The following is a 17,681-nucleotide window of genomic DNA, read 5'->3' as shown; positions in this document are numbered from 1 at the left end:
AGTATGGTTGCAGATCCCGCGAGCAAAAAGCCGTCGACAGTGCCCTTCCCCGCGATTGTCGGCCAGCCGGAACTCAAAGAGGTCCTCTTGCTTGCTGCGGCCCACGACGACCTCAGCGGTGCGGTGATTTCGGGCGAAAAGGGCACCGCCAAGTCGACCGCCGTGCGAGGATTGGTCGACCTTCTGGGCGACCAGCAGGTCGTAGCGGACTGTCCTTACGGCTGTGATCCGGACGACCGCACCGCACAGTGTTCGGAGTGCCGAGATCGGCCCACAGCGGAGTTGCCTGTCGAGACGCGGTCGGTCCCGCTGGTGACCCTACCCCTCGGAGCGACGCGGGACCGCGTGGTTGGCACGCTCTCGATTGCGGATGCGATGGCTGGCGAGGCGGAGTTCGATCCGGGCCTGCTTGCGCGCGCCAATCGTGGGATCCTCTACGTCGACGAGATCAATCTCCTCGACGACCACCTCGTAGACGTTCTTCTCGACGCCGCCGCAAGCGGGATCAATACGGTCGAACGCGACGGGATCAGCGTCTCGCATCCTGCCGAGTTCACCCTTATTGGGACGATGAATCCCGAGGAGGGCGACCTTCGGCCACAGCTCCGGGACCGCTTCGACTTGCAGGCAACCGTGACCGGAAGCCAGGATCTCGACGAACGCGTCAACATCATCGACCGTGCGCTCGGTACTGATGAGCCGGCCACCGAGAAGTTCAGCGACGAAGTCGACGACCTCCGCGAGTCGCTTCAACTCGCCCGCCAATCAGTCGACGCAGTCACGTTGCCCGAGGAGTTCAAGCGAACGATAGCCGACCTCTGTACCGAGGCCAACGTCGACGGTCACCGCGCCGACATTGCCACCGCTCGGGCGGCGATGGCGCTGGCCGCGCTGGACGATCGACCGAAAGTCATCGAGTCGGATATTCAGACGGCGGCCAGATACACCCTCCCGCATCGCCTTCAGAGCCAGCCTTTCGAGGAGCCACCCGATCCTGACGAGTTGCTGGACGACTACTTCGACGACGAAGACGAGACGGGTTCCGACGGCGAGAACGACGCCGATTCAAAAGCACGTCAGACTGAAGACGACGAGTCGACCGGTGGTGAGTCGGAGTCGACTGACGACGAGAGCGCCAACGAGGGCGACGAGAGCAACGACGGAAACAACGGCAACGATAGCGATGACGCCGACAACGGTGAGTCGACCGAGACGCCCCCGAACGCTGGAGCAGATGCCAACAAGAGAAACGACGCAGAGAGTGGCCCCGAGTCGACCGAATCGAGTCGAGGCGATGCTGGCAACGCTGGCGAATCTGACGACTCCAACCGAGATGGAACGGCCGACGATGGCAACCCAGAGACCGAGGGAACACCGATCGTGCCCGGCCAACAGCGCGCCGCCATCGGAAAGGCCACCGCACCAGAGATCGACGCCGAGGAGTCGACAATGGACGCTGAACAGGGCGAGTCCGGTCGGCGCGGCCGGGGTACCCACACCGGGAGCCGTGGGGCCCGTGTTCGGACCGAACAAGCCACCGGCGACCGGCCAGTCGACGCTGCCGCGTCGGTCCGAGCGGCTGCTTCGAGCGGCCACGACCGCGTTGAGTCCGATGATCTCCGACAGTCGGTCCGCGAGCGAAAGACGGCCGCGACCATCGTCTTCGCGGTCGACGCCAGTGCGTCGATGCGTCCGGCGATGGAGACCGCCAAAGGGGTTGTCCTCGATCTGCTCAGAGATGCCTACGAGCAGCGCGATGAGGTGGCCTTCGTCGCGTTTGGTGGCGACTCCGCAGAGGTCCTGCTGCCACCGACGCGGAGCGTCTCGCTGGCGGCGCGTCATTTAAAAGAGCTGCCCACCGGCGACCGGACGCCGCTGGCTGACGGGCTTGTGACAGCCCGAGAGGTTCTCGATAGTACCGACGCTTCTCTTGGCGTGGTGCTGCTGGTGACTGACGGTCGAGCAAACGTCGCCGAGGGGAGTCCGACTGCGGCAACCCGACAGGCGGCTCGCCAGTTGGCGGCGAGCGGGGCCGAGGTCGTGATCGTCGACGCAGGAACCAAAGATCGTGGTGGTCTCATTTCGGTGATCGCGGCTGAAACCGGCGGGCAGACAGTCCCATTGGAGGCCTTGAGTCCGACTATCGTTTCGTCGGCCGTCGGAGACGCTGTCGACTGCGAGTAATCGCTGTGAGAGCCACTGAAACGGATCCGACTCGTTTTTGGGAGTTATGGCTTCGAGCCAACCAGCGGGCCGGGGACAGACTCCGCAAACAACCCTGCAAACAGTTTGCGCTCAGCCGCCCGAAGATGCTGGTGGAACGTTGCCGGTGAGACGCCCATCGACTCGGCCAAATCCGTCCCGGAACTGTTGCGTGGCCACTCGAAAAAGCCTGCAAAGAACGCGGCTTCGAGGCTCGCGCGTTGTTTATCAGTGAGTTGATCTGTCCAGGCGGTCGAAAGCTGCCGTGTCGAGGTTTCGACGCGATTGACCTGTCGACGCGCAATCGGTCTGGCTGACGGATACAGCTCTCGAATCCGATCGAGGATTCCCCTCACATCCGCGTTCTGTGGAAGGTGAACGGTCACACGAAAATCGTTGTTGGAGATCATCGCCTGTTTGACTGCGCCTCCCGCGTCGGCGATCACCGACGTGACTGGCGGCTCGTCGATCCGCAGTTCGAACGACACCTGTGTGTCGAACTCGTCGAGGATCGTTACCGTTTCCCACGAAGAGTGTTCTGCTTCAAGTTGTTCGAGAATCGGAACCATCTCTGTCGTCGCTCGACCGTACTGGAGATACGATCCACCGTCGACGGGCACGACGCGATCGAAGACGATCTCGCCAGTCGGGATCTCCGCATCATCCAGCGGAAACAGGTCTGGGATTTCGAATTCGAGTTCGGTTACTACGTCGCTCATAAGCGCCTGTTTGCGCTCGACTGCTGCGATCGCGTGACCGACGATTTCTCCGACTTGTTCGATGATTGCCTGTTTTTCGGCCGAAAAGGCATCCGTTACGTTCGCATAGAGTCCAAGAACACCATACAGTGTTCCGTCGTGTGTGATCGGAATCGCCGCCAACGACTGGTAGCCGTACGTTGCAGCCACTTCCCGCCAGCGCTCGAAGTCGGGGTCATCAAACACGTTCTGTGAGACCTGTATCGCCTGTTTTTCGGCTGCACAGCCAGCGGGACCACGACTCTGAGGGTCTGCCGCGTTCGTCGAGACAGTCACCTCGTCGAGATAGCCCGCCACACCTGCCTCTGCGCGTGGGACAATTGTTTGTGAATGGGTATCTACCTCCCCGATCCAGGCAAAACGGTAGGCGTCGAACGCCGCCAACGACTCACAGACGACCCGTTCTATCTCGTGGCGTGTCGACTGTTCGAGAATCGCGTTCGTTACCTCTCGGACGACTGAGTTGACTTCGTCGAGCGCTTCGAGCTTTGTTCGCTTTGTTTCGAGCCGCTCTTGGTATGCCTTCCGTTCGCTGATGTCTCGGACAACGCCGACTCGTTCCCAGCTGTCGTTGATCGACAAGCGGGCAAATGTCGCCTCGGCGAACACTGTCTCGCCGCTGACAGTATTGATTTCTCCCTCAAGCGTTGGATTCGATATAGGTTCGACTGACATCTCGGCTTCGAGTTGGCTGATTGCTTCAAGTATCTCATCGTCGACCAACAGCGAGCCATCGGCACCGATCAGCGTCTCACGACTATAGCCCGTTAGCTCGCAGAACGCCTCGTTGACCATCGTGAACCGACCCTCGGCGTCGACCGTGTAGACGCCATCGTTGACCGTCTCGATAATCCGTTCGTACCGCCGGAGCTCTTGGAGCTGGTCGTGACGATCGAGTGCCGAAGTGAGGACGTTGGCGACGCTCTGGACGAAGTTGACGTCCTCGTCGGTGAACTGGCGGTGGCGCGTGTCGTGAACACCGAGAATCCCCCATGGCTCGTCGAGACTCCCCACGATCACGCTAATGCCGCTTTTGACGCCATGACTGGTCAGCAGCTCGGGTCCCGAAAAGCGTGTGTCGGTCGCGAGATCGTCGACGATCACTGGCTCGGCTGACAGAAGTGTGTAGCCTGACTGCGAGTTCGTATTCGTCTCGACGGTTGCGTTCGCGACGATCCCGGGTCGCCAGCCGACGCCCTGTCGAACCACGAGCTGTTGGCGGTCGGGATCGAAATCGAGGACCTTTGCGTACGGACAGTCGAGCGTCTCGGCGACCAGTCGGGTTGTTTCGGCCACGAGCTCGTCGAGATCGGTCGACTCGACCGCCAGATGACCAAGTCGGGCGACCGCTGCCTGCTGGCGCGCGCGGCGTTCGAGTTCGGCCTCGGCGATGTCCACAGGGCGAATCGTGCCCACGATCTCGGTTGCGGCCGACGACTCGCCGACGACCGCCAGCGAGAGTTGACAGGCCACCGGCTCGTCGTCGTACGTCTGGAGACTGACGCCGAGGGTTGTCTGGTCGCCGTGGGCCTGTTTCCCGAGCGCGCGAACGACTGCAGCCAACTTCTGGGCATCGCTTTCGACGACAAACGTTGACAGCGACTGGCCGACCGACGCCGATTCGGTCTCGCCGGTCAAGATCTCGAATCGACTGTTTACCGAACGTATGTTCCCTTCATGTCCGAGTCGAAACACCGCATCGTCGACGAGTTCCGCTAACACGCCCGACGGGTCGGCCGCGTGCGTCGACTCGTCGTGCGTGTGAGGTGCAGTCGACTGGTCACCGGACTCGTTCATTGAAGATAGTTGTCGGCTGAGTATAATAACTGAACGGGTCGGGTTGTTACTACGTGTCATACCCTGGTTTTCAAGAGTTTCACTCACATATTTATGCTATCATACGTTTCGCAGTGGCTGGGCTCGCTGATGCGTCTCGGTCGACACGCTCACGACCAGCGAAAGCCGCGGGGCTCGTCGGGCGGCGACAGCGGACTTGTCAGGAGCGATGAATCGAGCGTCGGCACGTTGTAGGCCGCCGGTGCGACGTCGTTCGGCGCGCGTGGATAGCACAACGAGGCGAGCGCGTGCAGTTGCTCGCGGCCAACGCCGAGTTCGAACTGGCCGCCGCCGTACAGCTCGATTCGGTGGTCGAGACAGTACTCGATCGTCTCGAACAGCGACTGGATCGAACCGAACCGCGACGGCTTGACGTTGAGCCAGTCGGGCTCGAACGGCAGCGTCTCGATATCCTCGACACCGTGAATCGGCGCGTCCCACGAGACTCGCTCGCGGTGGGCTGCCACCAGCGGCTCGGTCTCGGTGGTCAGCGCTGGATCCTCGATAATCGCCTCGGGAAACGCCTCGAACAGCCGACCGTAGAGTTCGGCGTCGGGTGCTTGGTCGACCTCGGTTCCTTTGTACTGGCCTTTTAAATCGAGAATCCGAACACGGCCCATCTCGGCGACCTGCTCGATGAGGTCGACCGTCCACTCGTCGGTCGGATCGAGTTTGAACTGGAGCTGGTCGTTGTGCGCCACGAGCTGCTCGATTCGATCGAGCGTCGGTGGGCTACCCAGTCGTGTACTGACGATGAACTCGACGGGATCGTACGTCCGGTCGAGTGCGCTGGCGAGATCGGTGTCGGCCTGTCGCAGCGCGAGATCCAGGGCTGCGCTTTCGAACCCCCAGCGACGGTAGTTTCGAAACGCCGCCTGGTCGGGCTCGCGGCCACAGAAGAGATCCCACTCGGCGAGCTGCGATGACAGTGAGTCGACCGTGTGACTCCCGGAGAGATCGAACGACGACTCGGCGGCGAGCAGGGCGTCGTGGTCGGCGGTTTCATAGGTGACGTCCTCACCGATGCCAGTCTCTCCCGTGCCGTGCAGCGAGATGAGCGTGGTCGTCCGAGTGAAGTCGCTGGTCGTCTCACGCTCGCGTCGACGGTAGTCGACCAAATCGATGTGGACTGGGAGATCGGCGAGCCGGTCGTAGAGAGCCATACGAAACAGAGCAAGCCAATAGGTACATAGCTCTGTTCGGCCACTCCCTGTGGATTTCTGGGGGGTTTGGCGAACCCGTCGCTCCTCTGCGAAAGTGTATTATGAAACGACTGATAGTACGGATATATGGAAGTTCTGGAGGGAAACCGGATCGAGTGTAGTCGGTGTGAGGTGGTCATTCCGCTGGAAGATGCCGTGGGAATCAACAAGTCGCGATCGATTTTCAAACCGCTCTGTCACGACTGTCTGAAACTCATCGGCGTGCCGAAAGGGTACGATCTCGAACGAGATATCACCTACTTCGCTCGCGAGTAACGCGTACCAGGCTGGTGGTCGAAGAAACGTCGACGAGACTACTGGGTGTTTTCTGCGGAAAGATCACCGGCGAGCTCCGCGTTGAGCAACGCCCATGCAAGGAGCCCAAGCAGGACAACCCCGATCGGGATCGGTACGCCATTCAGGCTCCCGGTCCAGACGAACCAGGTTGCAACCGCAAACGAACATGTCGCGGCGGCGAGTAGTCCGCCCATGAGGCGAACCGGATGGATCCGACCGGCTTCGAGACGTGACTCGCGGGCGTAGTAGACGATCGACAGCCCGAGGGCCAACAGCATACACACTGCACCGACTGCCCAGACGAACGTTGCCGTTTCGAGGTCCCCGCCCAACTGGAGTCGGATCGCTCCGACGACCGACCGCAGGGCTGGTCCGCCGATCGAACCTGAAACGCCGCGGGTGTACTGGAACTCGAACAACGGAAACCGGACGAACAACACCGAAATCCCCTCCTTTGCGGAGTAGATTACGTTCCATGGCAACAGTACGCCGAGCCACGCCGACAGCACCGCGAGTGCACCCGCCTGTTCGCGTTGGACCCAAACCATGTTCGTAGGACAGTCGGCGACTCTGATAAAAATCTGCCGAGAGGGAGGCGTTACGTTCATACGGTCGGCCACGCTATCATTGGTATCGAATGCGGCGAGAACAGTTTGACCTTGACGTTCGCAATTTGGAGTGGGTTGAGACCGGCGGCGAGCCACGCCAACCACTCGCACGAATCTCGGTTACCGGCACGACCGACCAGCTCGAAGCCCGGCTGCTGGATGTAGACGACAACCGACTCACTGCCGAGAAAGTCGACGTCGCCTTCCGGCTCACCGAGTCGATAGAGGAGACGCCGACCGCCGCTGGCGTCGTCAGCGTCGCCAACCGGCTCACCGGCGATTTCATCTTCGAAACCAACGAGGCGGCCGACGACGTGTTCGCATTTATTAATGCCGCCCGCGAGTACGGCCGCCAAACCGAGACGAACGGTCGGTATCGCATCGAGATCGTCATCGGCAATGAGACGATCAGCTTCGACAAAGGGACCTTCCTCGTCTACGACGACAACGGAGAACTCCTGCGGGGACAGAGTCTTATTCCTTCGGGCGTCGAACTCTGAACCAGCCGGATTGCGAGCCAAGCGGATCGAATCGATTCGAATCGGTCGACATTTAGCGCCTCCATTACATACCGAATATTGTGAGAAACGTTACCGAGCGCACGAGCAATCCCTTTGGAATGATTCCGTCGTGTGCCCAGTTCGTGCCGGGATACGGTGATGCGAACGCCGCATTTCACGTGATCGGTGACCACCCCGGTGTTCACGGCGGCACCGAAAGCGGGGTTCCGTTCACGGAGCTCGATTCCTCGATCCGGCTCCAAGAAGCCCTCCAGACGGCCGGCCTGCTCCGGGCGACCGGCTCCGAACCGATCGTCGGCGATACGTTCTTGTCGTATCTACATATGTGTGTCCCGAACCCCGGCGGCACACCAACCGAGGCCGAGTACGTCGATATGGAGCGGTTTTTCGACGCCGAACTCCGCGCAATCGCCGCCCACGTCCTGTTTCCGGTTGGCGAGCGCGCGACCCGCCACGTGCTCGAACAGTACACCGCCCAGGCCTGGAAGACCACCGTCGACATGGACCGACTCCACGCCACCGAAATCCGGGGCAGCGGCTGGCTCGTCATGCCGATCAAAGAGCCCGCCGAGTGGACCGACGACGACCACGAACGGCTCGTCGAATCGATCCGCGTGCTTCGGTCGACCGACTTCCGCCGGGAGACCGATCTCGGCCGGTTTATTGCTGGCAGTGACCCCTACTACGTTCGATAGCCAACGCAGGACCGACGAACGTCCGGAAATACGGAGTCGAATCGGACGAACTCCGATATAGGCGAACAGAATCATATGCTCGCATAGAATCGGGCGTTGAGATGACCAAATTTAGTGAAAGGAAAGCCTTTTTGCAGACATACGTTCATTATCCGGTGGCGCACCGACGCACTGTCGTCAAACGCGCCACCACGCTGTGGACTAGTGCTCCCACAGTGGCTTGGTCAGTCACACGGCCGGCAGTCGTGGCTACCCCTGTTGTGGTCCCGGCGGGTTTTCGCCCGTCCGCCCCCAACAGTAGCCGCGACTACGGCTGTCGACTGTAGACCAACGGTCTCGCCGCTCGGCTATCGACCTGGGCAGATTATTTACTCAAAAACAAATAAATCTTTTAGCATTGGCGCTGTACGATGTACTAATGAAAGCAATCGGCGTTACGGACGGCACCAAAGCGGCCGAACTGATCGAGATCCCCAAGCCGGAGCCAGCATCTGGAGAGGCGCTGGTGCGCACGCTCAGAGTGGGTGTCGACGGCACCGACCACGAGGTGATCGCGGGCAGCCACGGCGGGCCACCCGAAGGCGAGTCGTACCTCGTTCTCGGACACGAGGCTGTCGGCGTCGTCGAAGACCCGAACGACACCGATCTCGAAGCAGGTGACGTGGTCGTTCCGACCGTGCGTCGACCACCGAACGGCCCGAACCGCTACTTCGAGAACGACGAACCGGATATGGCCCCCGATGGCCAGTACCACGAGCGCGGCATCGTCGGCGAACACGGCTTTATGGCCGAGTACTTCACCAGCCCCGAGTCGGCGCTCGTTACCGTGCCGCCGGAACTCGCCGAGTACGGCTTTCTGGTCGAACCGATCTCGATCACCGAAAAGGCGGTCGAACACGCCGAAGCCAGCCGGTCGGCATTCGAGTGGGATCCCGAGTCGGCACTCGTCTTGGGCAACGGAAGCCTTGGCCTGCTCACGCTGGCGATGTTCGAACAGCGGTTCGACCGAACCTACTGTCTCGGTCGGCGCGAACGTCCCGACCCGACGATCGACATCATCGAATCGCTCGGCAGCACCTATATAAATAGCACCGAGACACCCGTCTCAGAGATCCCCGACGCCTACGAAGCGCCGGATCTCATTTACGAGGCGACGGGCTACGCCAAACACGCCTTCGAGTCGATCGAGGCGCTCGCGCCCAACGGCGTGGCCGCCCTGTTGGGTGTGCCGAGCGATTGGGCGTTCGAAGTCGACGGTGGCAAACTCCACCGGGAACTCGTGTTGCACAACAAGGCCCTCGTGGGGAGCGTCAACTCCAACCGACGGCAGTTCGAGGCCGCCGTCGAGTCGCTTGCTTCGCTCTCCGATGAGTTTCTCGATGCACTTGTCACGGGAGTTTACGATCTCGACGAGTTCGAGGCGGCGTTCGTCGACGACGACACCACTATAAAAAACGCCGTCCAATTCAGCACATATGAAAAACGTTGACACGCTCATCGAAAGCGCCGCCGAGTTGGCCGACCGCGGGCTCTCGAAGGGCGAGATCGCCGACGAACTGAACGTCTCCCGGGAGACCGCAAGCTGGCTGGTCGAGCGCAGCGGGACCGCCAGCGACGCCGCCAGCGAACCCGAACTGGCTGTCCGGCCAACCAGCCCCCAGGACATCCACGTCGACTGGAACGCCATCGGTCGAGACAGCGCCCGATTGACCCAGGTGAGTCGCGCGATGGCCGACATCATCTCGAAGGAGGGCGACAACGTCCGCCTGACGGTCGGCATTGAAAAAGCGGGTGTCCCGCTAGCGACCATCGTCGCCCGCGAACTCGACACCGATCTCAGTGCTTATGCTCCAGCCAAACACCAGTGGGACGAAGGCGATATCGACGAACTCGGCGGCGGTTTCTCGCGGAACTTCTCGCCCATCTCCGATCAAGAGTGTTACGTCGTCGACGACACCATTACTTCGGGGACGACGCTTCGGGAGACCATCGAGGCGATCCGCGCCCGCGGCGGCGAACCGGTGGGCTGTGTCGTCTTGGTCGACAAACAAGGGCTAGACGAAATCGATGGCGTGCCCGTCTACTCGCTGATCAACGTCGTCAGTGTCGGCCGCGAGGAGTAGCCAGGCAATCGATGCTCGCTGGCGGGACGCAATACCTTTCCCGTCACGCAGCCAATCTGTGAGTATGTCATTCCAACCCGACAGCGATCTAGACGCCGACGAGGTGGCCGCGCAGGTCGACGAGGCGCTCGAATCCAACGACGTGGTGTTGTTCATGAAGGGCAACCAGTTGATGCCACAGTGCGGCTACTCGTCGAAAGCGCTCGAACTCATCAGCAAGCACGTCGAGGAGTTCGAAACCGTCGACGTCCTGCCCGCGCTCGCCGAGTACCGTGCGGCACTCTCGGACCGAAGCGGCTGGGAGACGATTCCGCAAACCTTTGTCGGCGGCGAGTTCATCGGTGGTAGCGACATCCTCGAAGAATTAGAGGAACGCGGCGAGCTCGAGGCCGAACTGACGGCCTGACTCCAGCCAGTCGCTAGCGAGGGCTCTCGTCGACTTTCAGGAGTGTGTGAGACTCTGTTACAGAACAACTTGTACAGTACTCTCACAGGATATTTATAATCACCGTCCCGTAGTAACGGTAGGTATCGGCCCAGCCGCGGGGAACTACTCGTGAATTCAACTCCACTATGACAGGTCGCGTATTCCGTCTCCACTCGACGCTTGAACTGCCACTCGAAGACGTCGAATCGTATTTCGATTCGAACCCCGATCTGCCCGACGAGATCGAGGACATCGACATCACTCGACGCAACAATACGCTCATCATCAAGGCCGTCGCGGCCGATGAGAGCCTCAGCAAGTACACACCGACCGCCCAACTCAAAGCCAGCGTTTCGGAAACGCGGGTGTACGAGGAAGAGCCACCACGAGCCGGTGGTCCACGCTGGGGCGACGAAGAAGAAGAGGAGATCCCTTCGGAACTCGTCGAGTTCGCGTGCTTCAAAGGTGACCGCGAGACGGTGCTCCAGAACACCGCCGTCCAGTATCCGATGTTCCAGGTGCTCAAAGAGATCGCCCTTCTGTCTGAAAAAGGGACGCTGACGGCGATCACCGAGGAAGACGGCCAGCTCGAGGCGACGCGAATCGTCGAGGGCGAAACACGCTCGGCGACCGTCGAGGTCGTCGAGAACCCACGGAAAAACAGCTCCGGGAAGACGGGCGTCAACTGGCGCGACAACGAGTTCATCAGCGACTGAGCACCACACCACCGCGGTGGTTCGGATACACCCGTGGTCGACGCTTTTCGAACGATCCAGTTTGCGTACTGCTATGTATGCGAGTTGCGTACTGTTATGCATGCGAGTCAGTCGGTGAGCGGACTAGGTGTCGACGAGATAATCGGAAGTCGATAGATCGATCGGGTGCTGATATAATTCCGGAAAACTATCATGAAAGTTTGTTTTTGTCGGCTCTATACTTGGTGAGACTTTTACCAGTGGGTGCATCTACCATATGGTATGAAATTGCACAATCGGGGTGTTCGCCAGGACGTCCGCGAACTCGGCGCGTTGCTCGGGGACGTACTCAAAGAACAGACCTCAACTGACTCGTTCGAGACGGTCGAATCACTTCGACAGGCCGCGATCGCCTACCGCGAGGGTGATATCGACTCCCGCGAGGAGCTTCGGTCGACGTTCGAACAGCTCTCGCCCGACGAGGAAGGTGACGTCGCCCGTGCGTTCACGACTTACTTCGAGTTGATCAACCTCGCCGAAGAGCGCGAGCGCGTCCGCGCCGTGCGAAAGGGCTCGCAAGAAGGGACACTCGACGACAGTCTCGACGAGACCATCGAGTCGCTTTCGGAGGCCGGAGCCGACACCGAGACCATCCGGTCGGTGCTCGACGACGTGCTTATCGAGCCAACGTTTACGGCCCACCCGACCGAAGCTCGTCGGGGCACCGTCAAAGCCAAACTCCGGTCGATCGCCGGCCACCTCGAAACGCTCGATGCCCAGTCGCTGACCGACCGCGAGGCCGAACGCGTCTGGCGGGACATCGACGCCGAGGTAACGAGCCTCTGGCAGACTCGCCAGGTCAGACAGCGACCACCCGAACCACAGGACGAGGCCCGCAACATCCAGTGGTACCTCGAAAACACGCTGTTCGATGTCACCGGCGAAGTGTACGCCGAGTTCGAGGATATCGTCACCGACGAGTACCCCGACATCGACCTGCCGAAACTGTTCGAGTTCCGCTCGTGGGCCGGCAGCGACCGCGACGGCAACCCGTATGTCACCGTCGACGTCACCCAGGACACGCTCGAACGCCAGCGCGAGATCGTCCTCGAACGCTACCGAACCAAGCTCAAACGCCTCTCGGCGGTGCTCAGCCAGGACGGCGACCGGTATCCGACGACCGGAGCGTTTCAGGCCTCGCTCGATGCCGATTTCGATGCGTTCCCGATGATCACTGGAGAGGCCGAAGAGCGCTACCCCGACGAGCCGTACCGTCAAAAGCTCCGGCTGATGCGCGAACGACTCAACCGCATCGGCGACGTTCGGCCCGGCGGCTACGAAGACGATGACCAGCTCCTCGAAGATCTTGAAACCATTGACACCAGCCTGCGTGCCTACGGGGGAAGCGACATCGCCGAGGCGTTCGTCGAACCCCTGCTCCGTCAGGTGAGTACGTTCGGCTTCCAGCTGGCAAGCCTCGATCTCCGTGATCACCGCATCCAGCACACCAAAGCCATCGACGAGGCACTCGCCGAGGAAGGAATCGCATACCGCGAACTCGATGAAAGCGAGCGTGTCGACCTGTTGACCGACGCCATCCTGCAAGACGAGCCGATCATCGATCCGGAGAATCCCGGTGACGTCTCGGAGGTCGCCGAAAAGGTTCTCACTCGATTTGCCGCACTCGGCGACTGGCAGGATGAGTTCGGCGTCGAGGCGATCGACACCTACTGTATCTCGATGACCGAAGAGCCGAGCCACGTCCTCGAAGTCCTCTTTTTGGCCGATCAAGTGGGTGCGGTCTCGCTGCCCGACCACGCTGGACTCGACGTGGTGCCGCTGCTCGAAACCGAGGCGGCGCTCAACGGGGCCGACCGCATCATGGGCACGCTGTTCGAAAACGAGGCGTACAAACAGGCCCTCGAAGCCAGAGGAAACACCCAGGAAATCATGCTGGGCTACTCTGACTCTAACAAAGAAAACGGCTTCCTCGCGGCGAACTGGGACCTTTATAAGAACCAGAAACGCCTCGCCGAGATCACCAACGACTACGACGTGACGATGCGGCTGTTCCACGGTCGTGGCGGTTCGATCTCCCGCGGCGGCGGCCCGATGAACAAAGCGCTGTTGGCGCTACCGAACGAAACAGTGACCGGACAGGTCAAGTTCACCGAACAGGGCGAAGCGATCGCCGAGAAGTACGGCAACGAACGGATCGCCGAGCGGAACCTCGAACAGATGCTTGACGCCCAGATCCGCGCGCGCCACAACGCACTTCAAGAACCAGTCGAGGAGGTGCCCGACGAGTGGGCCGAGGCGATGGATACGATGGCGGCTGCGGCGCGGTCGGCTTACCGCGATCTACTCGAGACTAACGGGTTCGTCTCCTACTTCGAGCAGGCGACGCCCATTACGGTCATCGAAGACCTCAACCTCGGCTCTCGGCCAGCCTCCCGATCCGAAGAGCGATCGGTCGAGGACCTGCGGGCGATCCCATGGGTGTTCTCGTGGACCCAGTCGCGGTGTATCCTACCAGGATGGTTCTCGCTGGCCGCGGGCGTCGACGCCTATCTGGACGCCGAGGGCGACCTGGAGACGCTCACCGAGATGTACGACGGGTGGGCCTTCTTCCGGACCACCTTCGACCGGGCGGCGCTCTCGCTGACACGAACCGATCTCGAAATCGCCGACGAGTACGCAGCGCTGGCCGACGCCGAACTCCGCGAGGAGTTCCAGCCGCGGCTCGAAACCGAGTACGAGTCGGCCGTCGACTACGTCGCCGAGATAACTGGTCGCAACGATCTGCTTCGACGCGACTGGCTCGACGAGAGTTTGGAGCGACGGAACCCGTACGTCGACCCACTCAACCTCCTGCAGACGCACCTGCTGAGCCAGACGCATCTGACAGAAGCCGAAGAACGGACCCTCCGACTAACGGTCAATGGCATTGCAGCAGGCATGAAAAACACCGGATAACCGACCGCGGATCGGTCTCTCTGATTTCGGTTCGTTACGTCCCGTCCCGATTTAAATAGGTGATGCCGTTGGGGAACGTTTTGACGTCGATCCGCGAGGTTTCCACACGGGTTTGCATGTCGATTACTGAGACATCGTTCGTTTTGTTGTTCGAGACGTAGGCAACCGAGCCGTCGCTGTTGAAGACGATTTCGCCCGGCCAGATGCCAACCGGGATGCGTTCGACCTCCCAGGGTCTGCCCGCTCCACAGCGGTGAAAGCGCGTTTCGATCACCGAGATGTCGTTCGACATCCGATTGGGGACGAGCGCGACAGAGGCATCCGGTGCGAAGACGATTCCCATCGGTGACTCGCCGAGGCCGGTCTTATACAGCGTGTCGTGGTAGTCCGGATCGTGGACGGTTAGCCGGCTTTCATGCTGGATCGTGACGTACACATTGTCGGTCAGGGGGTTAACACCGACACCTTCGGGGCCGTTGCCGACCGGCACGTCGACCTTGATGCGTCGTTGCTCACAGTCGATGACCGTGAGCGTGTTGCCGCTGCTGTTGGTGACGTACGCCTTCGACTCGTCGCTGTTGAGCGACAGCGAGTTCGACTGTGATTGGTGGGTTGGAATCACGTCCAGTAGCTCGTCGGTTTCGATATCGAACACGTACACCTGACTGTTGTTTCGCGAGACCAACCAGAGTTCGTTGGCCTGCTCGCGGACGACTAGGCCGCGTGGATCGTCGAACAGCTCGTGTTCGATTCGGGCCGAAACCGTGAACGTCTTGTTGTCGATAACGTTCAGCGTGTTGCCCTGCGAGCAGGTGACGTAGCTTTTGGTTCTGTCGGGCGAGGTTTCGATCGTCTGTGGCCCGAAGTTGGTCTCGATTTCGTCGACCGTCTCACCGGTCGCGGGGTCGACGACAGAGACGCAGTCGTCGTCCCGGTTGAGCACAAGCAGTCGATCATCCATAGAACAATGATGAACCGCCACAGCAAAGCCTGTTAGCACCGTCCCGATTCGTCGACTCTTTGGCCAGCAGGCCAGTCGAGTCCAGAACTCAGCGAACCGCTTTGGCTGCCTCGCCCATGATCTCGATGGCCTCACGCAGCGTTTCGGCGTCGGTCGCATACGAAATCCGTGCCATCCCTTTGCCACCCTCACCAAAGGCTGCGCCGGGGACGACGATCACACCGCGCGAAATGCACTCGTCGACGAAGCCCTCGGGCACCTCCGGCATCGCGTAAAAGGCCCCATGCGGTGTCGCACACTCAATGCCGTGGTCGGCCAGTCCGTCGAGCAGGATGTCACGCCGTTGTTTAAACGAGTCGGTCATCTCGTCGACAATTTCCTGTGGGCCGGTCAGCGCGGCCTCGGCGGCGTACTGGGCGGGCGCGCTGGCGCAGGCCTGGGCGTACTGGTGGACTCGAACCATTCGGTCGACTCGTTCGCTAGCACCGATCACCCAGCCAAGTCGCCAGCCAGTCATCGAGTACAGTTTGGAACAGGAGTTGATGACGACCACGTTGTCGCTTTCGGCGTAGTCGATCGGCGAGTGGTGGGTGCCCTCGAAAACGGTGTACTCGTAAACCTCGTCCGAAACACACAGCAGGTCGTGTTCATCGGCGATGCGGGCGAACTCCTTTATATCCTCTTCGCTGGCGACCGCACCAGTCGGGTTCGCGGGCGAGTTGACAATGAACGCGGCGGTGTCGTCGGTGATCGCCGCTTCGACAGCAGCAGGATCGAGCGTCAGATCGTCACGGAGTCCAACGGGGACGGGTTCACCGTCGGCGAGTTTGGTCAGCGCGTCGTAGGAGACGAAGCCCGGATCGGGGATGATGACTTCCTGACCGGGGTCGACGTGCGCCTCCAGTGCGATGTGGAGCGCTTCGCTCGCCCCGGAGGTGGCGATCACGTCGTCGGGATCGACGTCGACTCCCTGATCGCGTTCGTGTTTGGCGGCGATCGCTTCGCGGAGCGGTTCGATCCCCTTGTTGGGGGTGTAGCCGTCCGCATCACCGGATTCGATGGCGTCGACAGCTGCCTGTCGGGCGTGGGCAGGCGTGGGAAAGTCCGGCTGGCCCAGTCCGAGGTTGATGGCGTCGTCGCCGGCTGCCTCGAACACTTCGCGGATGCCACTGATCGAGATGCGCTCGACGCGAGCGGAAAATCCTGTCATACTCTACGTGCTCGCCGCCGACAGGATAGCTTTTGTCACATCCGCTGAGAGGGGGGTCGTGGGTCGACTGTACGGAACCGCCGATCGGCTACTGGTCGGTTTGCACTGTCGTTGGTTCCCCGCCGATCGAATACGCGTTTTCGGGCGTGTGGTCTTCGAACCACGTGTCGACGTCGGCGTCAGGGTCGTAGTAGTCCTCGTAGTAGTCGTTGTGGACGTACCATGTCGACGCGTCGTGGCGGCCATGGCCGAGGAGCCGAAACCGTTCAGGCGGGGCGATCCCCATAGCGAGATAGCAGTCGCGGACATGACACAACAGGTTGCGGATGGCCTGTCGTTTGAGGTCGGTTATCGACTCGGGGTCGAACGACAGTAGTTCGAGTCGACCGTCGGGATCCCGCTCATCGTCGACCGCTGGCTGGTCACCCCACTGGGTGTGGTACTGCCCGTTCGCGTCGTCCCAGCGGACGTGGATCCCGGAGATCGACTCGATGAACAGCCCCTCTTCGTGTGTGGGGAGTTCCGTCGCGTCGAAATCGCCGTCAGCCATGTGGTCGACCTCGCTGAGTGCGACCGCGTACGCCGCCGCGTCTTCGTCGTCGAGACCGAGATAAACGTCCTGTTGGTAGACGGCGTGGGATGGGTCGACCTCTTCGGGTACGTCGACCACCGGGTCGACGTCCGAATGGAGGCTTCTGAACCATCCGTGTTCGGTTAAGGCCATATCCCCGAGTTGAAGGCTTGAGCCACTCGTTTGTTCAAGGTAAGGCGTGATCTCTCTGGTTGGCGTGCCTCACGACGCATCTGTTCTGGGAGATTTGGTGGAGGATGGCCAAGAGCAAGTGCGAGATCCAAAAGGACTGGCTGGGCGACCGACCGAAAGGTCGTCGCCCAACGCTCTTCCGGGTACTCGACGTCCGGATCAATCTCCTGAAACACTGCCAACAAGGCTCTGCTGACCGTCAGTGTCAGCAGAGCCGCCGTTACGAGCAACTCTGCAATCGCTTCATCGCCTGTTTCGAACTTCTCCAGTCCGTACCGCGACTTCAACTCACGGAACAGAAGCTCTATGTTCCACCGCAGGGTGTACAGCGCTGCTACTTGCTCTGGCGTGAACTCTCCCGGTAAATTCGTCACGTAGAGATGGTAGTCGTCGGTGTCCTCGTTGCG

16 protein-coding genes are annotated in these 17,681 nt (G+C 60.9%); 9 read left to right on the top strand and 7 right to left on the bottom strand.

The window, feature by feature from the left end; genetic code table 11:
• The first annotated feature begins 3 nt into the window (after positions 1-3).
• Positions 4-2,184 carry a VWA domain-containing protein gene (locus tag O2S87_RS09330; protein ID WP_475408524.1) on the top strand — a complete coding sequence of 727 codons (2,181 nt, stop codon included), beginning with the start codon at positions 4-6 and terminating at the stop codon, positions 2,182-2,184.
• A gap of 44 nt (positions 2,185-2,228) precedes the next feature.
• On the opposite strand, the gene O2S87_RS09325 is transcribed toward O2S87_RS09330, so the two are convergent.
• Positions 2,229-4,757: a GAF domain-containing protein gene (locus O2S87_RS09325; RefSeq protein ID WP_475408523.1), complete on the bottom strand. Its 2,529-nt coding sequence runs from the start codon at positions 4,755-4,757 to the stop codon at positions 2,229-2,231.
• Positions 4,758-4,906: 149 nt separating this feature from the next.
• Positions 4,907-5,959 carry an enolase-like domain-containing protein gene (locus O2S87_RS09320; RefSeq protein ID WP_475408522.1) on the bottom strand — a complete coding sequence of 351 codons (1,053 nt, stop codon included), beginning with the start codon at positions 5,957-5,959 and terminating at the stop codon, positions 4,907-4,909.
• Between the two features lie 126 nt (positions 5,960-6,085).
• On the opposite strand from O2S87_RS09320, the gene O2S87_RS09315 reads away from it, so the two are divergent.
• Positions 6,086-6,274 (top strand): hypothetical protein, encoded by a 189-nt coding sequence (locus tag O2S87_RS09315; protein ID WP_475408521.1) that lies wholly within the window; start codon positions 6,086-6,088, stop codon positions 6,272-6,274.
• Between the two features lie 38 nt (positions 6,275-6,312).
• On the opposite strand, the gene O2S87_RS09310 is transcribed toward O2S87_RS09315, so the two are convergent.
• On the bottom strand, positions 6,313-6,843 hold the full coding sequence (locus O2S87_RS09310) for a DUF7549 family protein (RefSeq protein WP_475408520.1): 531 nt from the start codon (positions 6,841-6,843) through the stop codon (positions 6,313-6,315).
• A gap of 89 nt (positions 6,844-6,932) precedes the next feature.
• Here O2S87_RS09310 and O2S87_RS09305 point away from each other — a divergent pair, with 89 nt between their 5' ends.
• The 7 genes from O2S87_RS09305 (at position 6,933) to ppc (ending at position 14,340) form a co-directional block, all read left to right on the top strand.
• Complete coding sequence (locus tag O2S87_RS09305) at positions 6,933-7,403, top strand: DUF5793 family protein (protein ID WP_475408519.1); 471 nt, start codon at positions 6,933-6,935, stop codon at positions 7,401-7,403.
• A gap of 80 nt (positions 7,404-7,483) precedes the next feature.
• Entirely contained in the window at positions 7,484-8,119 is a 636-nt protein-coding gene (locus tag O2S87_RS09300) for a uracil-DNA glycosylase family protein (protein ID WP_475408518.1), read from the top strand.
• A gap of 418 nt (positions 8,120-8,537) precedes the next feature.
• Positions 8,538-9,608: a glucose 1-dehydrogenase gene (locus tag O2S87_RS09295; RefSeq protein WP_475408517.1), complete on the top strand. Its 1,071-nt coding sequence runs from the start codon at positions 8,538-8,540 to the stop codon at positions 9,606-9,608.
• Positions 9,595-10,242, top strand: coding sequence for a transcriptional regulator GfcR (gfcR, locus tag O2S87_RS09290; protein WP_475408516.1), 648 nt, complete (start codon positions 9,595-9,597; stop codon positions 10,240-10,242). Before O2S87_RS09295 ends, gfcR begins: the two co-directional genes overlap by 14 nt.
• Positions 10,243-10,306: 64 nt before the next feature.
• On the top strand, positions 10,307-10,648 hold the full coding sequence (locus O2S87_RS09285; RefSeq protein WP_475408515.1) for a glutaredoxin family protein: 342 nt from the start codon (positions 10,307-10,309) through the stop codon (positions 10,646-10,648).
• 167 nt (positions 10,649-10,815) lie between these two features.
• A complete protein-coding gene (locus tag O2S87_RS09280) occupies positions 10,816-11,385 on the top strand; it encodes a DUF7110 family protein (RefSeq protein WP_475408514.1) in 570 nt (189 codons plus the stop codon).
• A gap of 261 nt (positions 11,386-11,646) precedes the next feature.
• On the top strand, positions 11,647-14,340 hold the full coding sequence (gene ppc, locus O2S87_RS09275; protein ID WP_475408513.1) for a phosphoenolpyruvate carboxylase: 2,694 nt from the start codon (positions 11,647-11,649) through the stop codon (positions 14,338-14,340).
• 34 nt (positions 14,341-14,374) lie between these two features.
• Here ppc and O2S87_RS09270 read toward each other — a convergent pair whose 3' ends face one another.
• The 4 genes from O2S87_RS09270 to O2S87_RS09255 all read right to left on the bottom strand — a co-directional run.
• A complete protein-coding gene (locus O2S87_RS09270; protein ID WP_475408512.1) occupies positions 14,375-15,301 on the bottom strand; it encodes a YncE family protein in 927 nt (308 codons plus the stop codon).
• Between the two features lie 88 nt (positions 15,302-15,389).
• The gene (locus O2S87_RS09265; RefSeq protein WP_475408511.1) at positions 15,390-16,511 is read right to left on the bottom strand and encodes a pyridoxal phosphate-dependent aminotransferase; all 1,122 of its coding nucleotides are present in this window, start codon (positions 16,509-16,511) and stop codon (positions 15,390-15,392) included.
• An 88-nt stretch (positions 16,512-16,599) separates the two neighbouring features.
• On the bottom strand, positions 16,600-17,235 hold the full coding sequence (locus O2S87_RS09260; RefSeq protein ID WP_475408510.1) for a DUF7958 family protein: 636 nt from the start codon (positions 17,233-17,235) through the stop codon (positions 16,600-16,602).
• A partial coding sequence (locus O2S87_RS09255) for a transposase (RefSeq protein ID WP_475408509.1) occupies positions 17,226-17,681 on the bottom strand: 456 nt, incomplete at its 5' end. The genes O2S87_RS09255 and O2S87_RS09260, both read right to left, overlap by 10 nt.

This window comes from Halohasta sp. A2 (genome assembly GCF_056175805.1).
This window is presented reverse-complemented; position numbering and strand designations above follow the sequence as displayed.

What these genes read in the sequence shown, in the direction of transcription:
- O2S87_RS09330 (WP_475408524.1), top strand. Translation starts at nt 4, where the DNA reads ATGGTTGCAGATCCCGCGAGCAAAAAGCCGTCGACAGTGCCCTTCCCC.
- O2S87_RS09325 (WP_475408523.1), bottom strand. Translation starts at nt 4,757, where the DNA reads ATGAACGAGTCCGGTGACCAGTCGACTGCACCTCACACGCACGACGAG.
- O2S87_RS09320 (WP_475408522.1), bottom strand. Translation starts at nt 5,959, where the DNA reads ATGGCTCTCTACGACCGGCTCGCCGATCTCCCAGTCCACATCGATTTG.
- O2S87_RS09315 (WP_475408521.1), top strand. Translation starts at nt 6,086, where the DNA reads ATGGAAGTTCTGGAGGGAAACCGGATCGAGTGTAGTCGGTGTGAGGTG.
- O2S87_RS09310 (WP_475408520.1), bottom strand. Translation starts at nt 6,843, where the DNA reads ATGGTTTGGGTCCAACGCGAACAGGCGGGTGCACTCGCGGTGCTGTCG.
- O2S87_RS09305 (WP_475408519.1), top strand. Translation starts at nt 6,933, where the DNA reads ATGCGGCGAGAACAGTTTGACCTTGACGTTCGCAATTTGGAGTGGGTT.
- O2S87_RS09295 (WP_475408517.1), top strand. Translation starts at nt 8,538, where the DNA reads ATGAAAGCAATCGGCGTTACGGACGGCACCAAAGCGGCCGAACTGATC.
- gfcR (WP_475408516.1), top strand. Translation starts at nt 9,595, where the DNA reads ATGAAAAACGTTGACACGCTCATCGAAAGCGCCGCCGAGTTGGCCGAC.
- O2S87_RS09285 (WP_475408515.1), top strand. Translation starts at nt 10,307, where the DNA reads ATGTCATTCCAACCCGACAGCGATCTAGACGCCGACGAGGTGGCCGCG.
- O2S87_RS09280 (WP_475408514.1), top strand. Translation starts at nt 10,816, where the DNA reads ATGACAGGTCGCGTATTCCGTCTCCACTCGACGCTTGAACTGCCACTC.
- ppc (WP_475408513.1), top strand. Translation starts at nt 11,647, where the DNA reads ATGAAATTGCACAATCGGGGTGTTCGCCAGGACGTCCGCGAACTCGGC.
- O2S87_RS09270 (WP_475408512.1), bottom strand. Translation starts at nt 15,301, where the DNA reads ATGGATGATCGACTGCTTGTGCTCAACCGGGACGACGACTGCGTCTCT.
- O2S87_RS09265 (WP_475408511.1), bottom strand. Translation starts at nt 16,511, where the DNA reads ATGACAGGATTTTCCGCTCGCGTCGAGCGCATCTCGATCAGTGGCATC.
- O2S87_RS09260 (WP_475408510.1), bottom strand. Translation starts at nt 17,235, where the DNA reads ATGGCCTTAACCGAACACGGATGGTTCAGAAGCCTCCATTCGGACGTC.